The organism is Arthrobacter sp. NPDC056493 (genome assembly GCF_042795115.1).
Classification (GTDB): Bacteria; Actinomycetota; Actinomycetes; order Actinomycetales; family Micrococcaceae; genus Arthrobacter.
In genome coordinates, this window is record NZ_JBHTSL010000041.1 from 39,443 (window position 1) to 47,730 (window position 8,288).

The window sequence follows — 8,288 nt, forward strand, 5'->3', positions numbered from 1 at the left end:
GAACACTTAAGCCCCGCACCCGGCCGCCGCCGTCGTACGCCCCGCCCGCTTAACTGGAGTTTTCGTCCGGATAGTGGCCTCTGCCGGGTTTTGGCGGCCACTATCCGGACGAAAACTCCGTCCGAGCGGGGGCTACTCGCCGCGGTGCTTGCCGTGCGAGGCGATGTAGTGCGCGGCCGCGCTCTGGAGTTTGCGTTCCTTGGCCAGCCGCCGGCTCAGCGCCTTCAGTTCGGCGCCGACCCTGACTTGCTCCTGCGCGATGATCCGCTGCTGCTCGGCCTGCCGGGCGACGGCGTTCAGTGCAGTGGCCAGCTGAAGCTGCTGCTCCGCGAGGAGCCCCTGCGTTTCCTGGATAAGCGGCACCAGGTCGGCTGGCTTGTTGTGCATCTCGGCCAGCATGGTCCGGGCCCGCGCCGGCGGTTCATTCATCGGCAGGACGGGGTCAGCAGTCCTCGGCCGGCCGGGGTAGGACGGCGCTTTGGCGTCGTCGGCCAGCTGGCGGGTCAGCACTTCGGCGAACTCACGCTCGAGGTCGTCGTCGGAATACTCAGCGGCCGGGAGTTCCGAATTCTGCCCGGACCCCGAGGCGGAAGACGGTGCCGGGTCGGCAGCAGCCTCCGGACGGATGTCAACGGTCCGGCGCAGCGGCTGTTCCTTGATCAGGAGCACGGCGATGAGGGCAACAACGGCGATGGCGCCGGCGATCAGGAAGATCTCGGCCGTGGCATCGCCGTAGGCTGCCCGCATGATGTCCCGGATCGGGGCGGGCATGTCGGCGAGGTCGAGGCTGGCGCCGGAGGATCCGGAACCTGCCTTGATGCCGGCGTCGGCAAGGCCCTGGGTGGCCAGTTCCTTGACCCGGTTGCTCATGATCGCGCCCAGCACGGACACGCCGATCGCGCCGCCCACGGAGCGGAAGAAGGCCACGGAAGCACTGGCCGTGCCGATGTCGCTGGCGCTGACAGTGTTCTGCACGGCGAGGACGAGGTTCTGCATGAGCATGCCGAGCCCGAGGCCCAGGATCGCCGTGAAGATTCCGGATTGCCACAGTTCCGTGGTGTGGTCCATGGTGCCGGCGAGGCCCAGGCCGCCGATCAGCAGGATCGACCCGGCGACCAGGTAGCGCTTCCATTTGCCGGTGCGGCTGATCAGCTGGCCGGAAAGCACGGAGCCGATCAGGTTGCCGGCGATCATGGGCAGGGTCAGGAGGCCCGCCTCGGTGGGTGTTGCGCCGCGTGCCACCTGGAAGTACTGGCCCAGGAAGGTCGAGGAGCCGAACATCGCCACGCCCACGGCCACGGAGGCCCAGATGGCCAGGGCAGTGGTGCGCTCGGAGATGATCTTCAGCGGGATGATGGGCTGCTCAACCTTGGATTCAACCACAACGAGCAGGGCCAGCAGCACGACGCCGCCGCCCACCATCAGTGCCGACTGCCAGGACCACCAGTCGTAGTAGTCGGGGTTGCCGGCGAACGACACCCAGATGAGGAGAAGGCTGACGCCGGTGGTGAGGAGGATGGAGCCGAGCCAGTCGATCCTGGCTGGCCGCTTGACGTGCTGGATCTTGAGGGTGATCTGGAGCAGGATCAGGGCGACGACGGCGAGCGGTACGCAGACGAAGAACGTCCAGCGCCAGCCGAGCGGGCTGTCCACGATGAAACCGCCCAGCAGCGGGCCGCCGGCCGTGCCGACGGCCATGACGGCGCCCATGTAACCGGAGTACTTTCCGCGGTCCCGCGGCGGGATCATGGAGCCGATGATCGCCTGGGCCAGCGCGGTCAGGCCGCCCATGGCAATGCCCTGGACAACGCGGGCGGTCAGCAGCAGCGGGATGGTCTGGGACAGGCCCGCCATCACCGAGCCCGCCACGAAGATCACGATGCTGAGCTGGACCAGAACCTTCTTGTCGAACAGGTCGGCGAGCTTGCCCCAGATCGGGGTGGTGGCCGCGTTGGCCAGGAGTGCTGCGGTGATGACCCACGCGAAGTCAGTCTGCGTGCCCTTGAGCTCGGACATGATGGTGGGCAGCGCGTTGGCCACGATGGTGCTGCTGAGGATCGCGGTGAAGAAGGCCGCCAGGAGCCCGGTGAGGGCCTCCATGATCTGCCGGTGCGTCATCGCTGCTTGTGGTGGATGGGCCGAAGGGCGTGACGGGGCCGTCCCGGAGACGGCAGCGTGGCTAGCCAATGAACTGCTCCTTGCGTTTGGTGGTGGTTGTGATGGCGCCGGCCGTCGTTGCCCGGGCGGATTCCCGCAGGGATTCCGCGAGTTTGGAGAGTACTTTCGCCGTCTCCTCGGCGTCCTGCTGGCTCCAGTCCTGCAGGAACTCCTGCAGGGTGGCCACGCGGTGGTCCTCGATCTCCACGAGCTTGGCGCGGCCGGCGTCAGTGAGGGCCACCAACTGCGCCCGTCCGTCGTCGGGGTCCGGCCTGCGGTGGACCAGCCCCAGTTCCTCGAGTTCTGCGATGTGCCGGCTGAGGACTGGAGCGCTGACCCCCAGCCGTGCGGCCAGGTGCGTGGCGCGGGATTCCTTCTCCCCCACGAAGCGGAGGACGCCCTGCAGCGCGATTCCCGCTTCCAGGCCGCGCGAGTTGGAGATTGCCACGCACCGGACGGCGCGCTGAAGGTCGAAGATCTGGCGCACGAGTTCGGCCGCGGTGTTTGGCTCAACTGCCATGGTGAATTAACCCCTTATTGCTTGCCTTAGGCAACTATAGCAATAAATGGTTGCTTTTGGAAACTAAGCATATGGCGGCGGGGCAACGTTCCTTAAACACTGCCAGCGCGAACTGGCAGCAGATGCCCTCAAAATCGTCTTGAGAGGGCATTACCTGCCAGTTCGCGCTGGAGAGGTTGGGGCTTAAGTGTGCGTTCGCGCTGAGTTAGCTGTCCAGATGGGTGGGGGCGAACATCTTGAGCAGCGTTTCGACGACGACGACGTTCGGGCCGTCCGCGGCGAAGCCCGCCTTGAGCGCGTCCCCCACGTTTTCCGGTGCGACCCGGACGGCGGGCACACCGAAGGATTCCGCCAGCTTCACGAAGTCCGGCCGGGCAAGCTCAGTGGCCGTTGCCTTGCCGAAGGCGCCCACCATGTATTCGCGCAGGATGCCGTAGCCGCCGTCGTCCACGATCAGCCAGGTGACGGGCACATTGTGCTGCTTGGCCGTGGCGAGTTCGGCGATGGAGTACATGGCCGAACCGTCGCCGGACACAGCGAGCACCCTGGCCGAAGCCGCGGACTTGCCCACGGTCTCCAAACCCACGGCCCCGCCGATCGCCGCCGGGAAGCCGTAGCCCAGGCCGCCGGCACCCTGGGCCGAGTGGAACTGGCCCTCGCGGGCGTCCCAGCAGCTCCAGCCCCAGTACGCCGAGATGGTCATGTCCCAGAACGTCTGCATGTCCGCCGGAACGGCGTCCCGAATATCGGCCATGAACTTCAGTTCCTTGGCCAGGTCCTGCGATTCCAGCCGCTCCTTGACCTGGCGCAGGGACTCCCGGACCAGGTCCTCCGGCGAGGTCCCGTGCCAGTCGGGCCTGGCGTCGGCAGGCACCACCAGCGACGCGTCGAGGGCCGCGAGCGCCTGGCCGGCGTCGGCGCGGATCCCCAGGCCGGGCCGGTTGGATTCCAAAACCCGCGGTTCGGCGTCGATCTGGATGATCCTGCCGCGCGGTTCGAACGTGAAGTAGTTGGAGGTGACCTCGCCGAGCGAGGAGCCGATGACCACCAGGACGTCGGCGTCCTCCAGGAGGTCCGTCATGTGCCGGTCCTCGATCCACGACTGCAGCGAGAGCTCGTGGTTCCACGGGAAGGCGCCGTTGCCGCCGGGCGTGCAGATGACGGGCGCCCTCAGCTTTTCCGCGATCGAGAGCAGCGACTTTTCCGCCCGGCCCCGGCGGGTTCCGCCGCCGGCAATGATGGCGGGGCGTTCCGCCGCCGACAGCCATTTCACGGCTTCCCGGACAAGCTCGACGCGCGGCGGGTTGTCCGCCGCTTCTGCCAGCGCATCCTCGACGGGCGGCACCATGATGGGGTCCAGCAGCACGTTTTGCGGGATCTCCAGCCAGACCGGCCCCTGGGGCGAGGAGATCGCCTCGGTCCAGGCGTCCTGGATGGCGGACGGAATGCCCGAGGCGTGCTGGATCAGGCGCTGGCTCTTGGTGACGTTCGCGGCCGACGCCTTCTGGTCATCCAGCTGGTGCAGCATCCCCTTCCGCCGGGCGCCCAGGCCCTCGAGCGGGATCTGGCTGGCAACCACCACCATGGGCACACCCGTGGCGTAGGCTTCCTGCAGCCCGGCGAGCGATGTCAGCGCGCCCGGCCCGGTGGACAGGAACAGCACGCCCACCTCCCCCGTGGCCCGCGAGTAGCCGTCGGCGGCGAAGGCGCTGTTGTTCTCCACGCGGGAGGACACGAACTTCAGGTTGCCCCGGCCCATCGCGTCGAAGAGGCCCAGCGCATGCTGTCCGGGAATGCCGAACACCGTCTTAGCGCCCAGCGCCTCCAGGGTTTCGACGACGAGATCCCCGCCGTTGCGGGCACCGGTCCCGACGGCGGTCACTGGGAGTACTCCCCCACGGCGGCACGGACAGCGCCATTGTTGGCCGGCGCGGGCGAGGCTGCGGCGAACCCGGCCGGACGCCGGGCTTCCCGGCCCAGCGCCTGGGCGGCGTAGCCGGTCGCAGAGCCGAAGCGGTCACCGGCCACGGTGTTGTCCGCCATGAGGGTAACGAGTTCGTAGGCCACGTGGCTCGCGGCAACGCCGGTAATCTCAGCGTGGTCGTAGGCCGGCGCCACTTCAACGACGTCGGCGCCGACGAGGTTCATGCCGCGGAAGCCGCGGATGATCTCCAGCAGCTCACGGCTGGTGATGCCGCCGGCTTCCGGCGTGCCGGTTCCGGGCGCGTGGGCGGGGTCCAGAACGTCGATGTCCACGGAGATGTACAGGGGACGGTCTCCGATGCGGTCCCGCACCTTGGCCACTGTCTCGAGGACACCCTGGTAGTAAACGTCAGCGGAGGTGACGATGCCGAACCCGAAGCGGTGGTCGTCGTCGAGATCCTTTTTCCCGTACAGCGGGCCGCGGGTGCCGATGTGGCTGATGGCCTCCGTGTCCAGGATGCCCTCCTCCACGGCACGGCGGAACGGGGTGCCGTGGGTGTACTCGGCGCCGAAGTAGGTGTCCCAGGTGTCCAGGTGGGCGTCGAAGTGCAGCATGGCGATGGGGCCACCGGCGCGCTCGGCGGCGGCGCGCAGGAGCGGCAGCGCGATGGTGTGGTCGCCGCCCAGGGTGAGCAGCTTGCTGCCGCCCGCCGTCAGGTCCAGGGCGTTCTGCTGGATGGTTTCGATGGCCTCGTTGATGTTGAACGGGTTCACGGCCATGTCGCCGGCGTCGGCCACCTGGCAGTTCTCGAACGGGCTGACGTCCCAGGCCGGGTTGTACGGGCGGAGCAGCCGGCTGGCCTCGCGGACGTGGTTGGCGCCGAAACGGGCACCGGGGCGGTAGGAGACGCCGGAATCAAAGGGCACGCCCACCACGGTGATGTCGGACTTGGCCACCTGGTCCAGGCGCGGCAGGCGGGCATAGGTTGCGGCCCCGGCGTAGCGGGGAATACGGGATGAATCGATGGGGCCAAGGTTGCCGTTGGCTTCGATGCGCAGCTCTTCCAAAGGAACGCCTCTCCTTCGAGGATGACTTGTCGAGGGTGGGTTGTGACAGCCATCATACACTTGAAGTTGTCCAATGTGCACCGACTGTTTACCGAATCTCTAAAAATCAGGGCAGAAAAACCCGGGCGCCCAAGAAGAGGCGGCCCGGGCCGATTCGAAGAACGCTACCGGCTCGCGGCCGGCACCAGCACCCACAAAACCTCGACGGATTCGTCGGTCGGGTTGACCCAGGTATGCGGTTCCCGGCCGGGGAAGGTGACCGTGTCCCCGGCGGTCAGCTCGTACTCCTCGTTCGTGAGGATGAGCCTGATGGTCCCCTTGATCACATGCAGGACATCGACGTCGCAGTCAACGGCGTAGAGCTCCGATTCACCCCGGCCCCGCGGGTCAATGACGGCCTGGATAATCTGCACGCGCCGTTCGGACCGCGCGGTCAGCAGCCGCTCGACGATCCCCTCCCCGCCGAGGGAGATGCGCGGACCCGAATCACGCTTGGTCAGGTGGGTTTCCGGCGCGGCGAACAGGTCGCCAATGGAGATCGACAGCACCTGGCACAGTGTCACCAGCGAGGCCACAGACGGTGAGGTCAGGTCCCGCTCCACGCGGCTAAGGAAGCCCTTGGTCAAACCGGTGGCGTCGGCCACCTGTTCAATGGTGAGCCGCTGGGACTGGCGCGCGGCGCGGATCCTTGAACCGATGGCGACCGGAACATTGCTCGGCTCAACTGGTAGTGCCTTCATTTACGAACCTTTCACGGCCGGCCGCACGGCCCCATCATTGGAGTCATATTATCGGCCCTGCCCTTCTGTGACGCGGGGCAAGCCGCGCCGCGGAGCTTTGCGTCTTGACTGTTACTCGAATCACAGCCTACGCTTTTATGCAACAAGTGTTGCTTGTGAAACAACTCCCATGAGGAGACGCCCAGCAAGGAACCCAGCGTTCCCCCCAGATTTCCGTTCAGTGCAGCACCATCCGGGCAGCCCGTTCCCCGGACTGGCCCGTAAGCTGCCAAAGCTCCAAGGATCCCCAATCATGGACGCAAGTTTCGTCAATATCGCCATCGTGGTGGTCTACCTGGCCGCCATGCTGGCCTTCGGCTGGTGGGGCAAGTCCCGCACCAAGAACAACAGCGACTTCCTCGTGGCCGGCCGCCGCCTGGGGCCGTTCCTTTACACCGGAACAATGGCCGCAGTCGTCCTGGGCGGCGCCTCCACCGTTGGCGGCGTCGGCCTCGGCTACAAGTTCGGCATCTCGGGCATGTGGCTCGTGGTGGCGATCGGTGCCGGTGTCCTGCTGCTGAGCCTGCTGTTCGCCGGCACCATCCAGAAGCTGAAGATCTACACCGTTTCCCAGATGCTGTCCCTGCGCTACGGCAGCCAGGCCACCCGGACCTCCGGCATCATCATGCTCGCCTACACCCTGATGCTCTGCGCCACCTCCACCGGCGCCTACGCCACCATCTTCGTGGTGCTGTTCGGCTGGGACCGGGCGCTGGCCATCGCCATCGGCGGCGCCATTGTGCTGGTGTACTCGACCATTGGCGGCATGTGGTCCATCACCCTGGCCGACCAGGTCCAGTTCGTCATCAAGACCGTGGGCATCTTCTTTCTCATGCTGCCTTTCACGCTCAACGCAGCCGGGGGCCTGGACGGCATCCGCAGCCGCGTGGAGGCCAGCTTCTTCCAGATTGACGGCATCGGTGTCCAGACGATCATCACCTACTTCGTCGTCTACACCCTCGGCCTGCTGATCGGCCAGGACATCTGGCAGCGCGTGTTCACGGCGAAGACGCCGCGGGTTGCCCGCTGGGGAGGCGCCACCGCCGGCATCTACTGCATCCTCTACGGCGCGGCCGGCGCACTGATCGGCCTCGGCGCGAGGGTTGCGCTGCCCAGCATCGACGTCGCCACCCAGGGCAAGGACGTTGTCTACGCCGAGGTGGCGCAGAACCTGCTGCCCATCGGCATCGGCGGCCTGGTGCTCGCTGCCGCCGTCGCGGCCATGATGTCCACCGCGTCAGGCGCCCTGATCGCGGCAGCCACCGTTGCCCGTGCGGACGTGCTGCCGTTCGTCGCCAGCTGGTTCGGCAAGACCATCAACACGGACGATTCCGACAACCCGGAGCACGACGTCAAGGCCAACCGCATGTGGGTCCTCGGCCTCGGCATCGTGGCCATCCTGATCGCCATCATCACCAAGGACGTCGTCGCCGCCCTCACCATCGCCTACGACATCCTGGTGGGCGGCCTCCTGGTGGCCATCCTCGGCGGGCTCATTTGGAAGCGCGGCACGGGCATCGCGGCCGCGGCGTCCATGGCGGTCGGTTCCGTGGTGACGCTCGGCACCATGATCGTCCTGGAGATCAACGCCAAAGAACCGCTGGAAGGCATCTTTGCCAATGAGCCGATCTACTACGGCCTGATCACCTCCGCAGTGGTCTACGTGGCAGTCTCCCTGCTGACCAAGCCTACGGACCCCGCGGTCATGAGCCGCTGGTACCGCCGGGTGGCCGGCAAGGACACTGAGGAAGCACCGGTTTCGGCCACTGTCCGGTGACCTGCACGGGGCCCCGGCAGATCTAGAAAAAGTACGACGACGGCGGTGCCTCCCAGCGCGGGGA

At 66.8% G+C, this 8,288-nt stretch carries 6 protein-coding genes; 1 reads left to right on the plus strand and 5 read right to left on the minus strand.

What is annotated here, in order from left to right:
• Window positions 1–132: 132 nt before the first annotated feature.
• The 5 genes from ACFQ50_RS16285 to ACFQ50_RS16305 form a co-directional block, all read right to left on the minus strand.
• Window positions 133–2,118 carry an MDR family MFS transporter gene (locus ACFQ50_RS16285; protein WP_377996684.1) on the minus strand — a complete coding sequence of 662 codons (1,986 nt, stop codon included), beginning with the start codon at window positions 2,116–2,118 and terminating at the stop codon, window positions 133–135.
• A gap of 61 nt (window positions 2,119–2,179) precedes the next feature.
• On the minus strand, window positions 2,180–2,677 hold the full coding sequence (locus ACFQ50_RS16290) for a MarR family winged helix-turn-helix transcriptional regulator (RefSeq protein WP_377996685.1): 498 nt from the start codon (window positions 2,675–2,677) through the stop codon (window positions 2,180–2,182).
• 205 nt (window positions 2,678–2,882) lie between these two features.
• Entirely contained in the window at window positions 2,883–4,559 is a 1,677-nt protein-coding gene (locus tag ACFQ50_RS16295; RefSeq protein ID WP_377996686.1) for a thiamine pyrophosphate-binding protein, read from the minus strand.
• On the minus strand, window positions 4,556–5,668 hold the full coding sequence (gene speB / locus ACFQ50_RS16300) for an agmatinase (RefSeq protein ID WP_377996687.1): 1,113 nt from the start codon (window positions 5,666–5,668) through the stop codon (window positions 4,556–4,558). Before speB ends, ACFQ50_RS16295 begins: the two co-directional genes overlap by 4 nt.
• A gap of 164 nt (window positions 5,669–5,832) precedes the next feature.
• On the minus strand, window positions 5,833–6,408 hold the full coding sequence (locus ACFQ50_RS16305) for a helix-turn-helix domain-containing protein (RefSeq protein WP_377996688.1): 576 nt from the start codon (window positions 6,406–6,408) through the stop codon (window positions 5,833–5,835).
• Window positions 6,409–6,700: 292 nt separating this feature from the next.
• On the opposite strand from ACFQ50_RS16305, the gene ACFQ50_RS16310 reads away from it, so the two are divergent.
• Window positions 6,701–8,224, plus strand: coding sequence for a sodium:solute symporter (locus tag ACFQ50_RS16310; RefSeq protein ID WP_377996689.1), 1,524 nt, complete (start codon window positions 6,701–6,703; stop codon window positions 8,222–8,224).
• The last annotated feature ends 64 nt before the right edge of the window (window positions 8,225–8,288 follow it).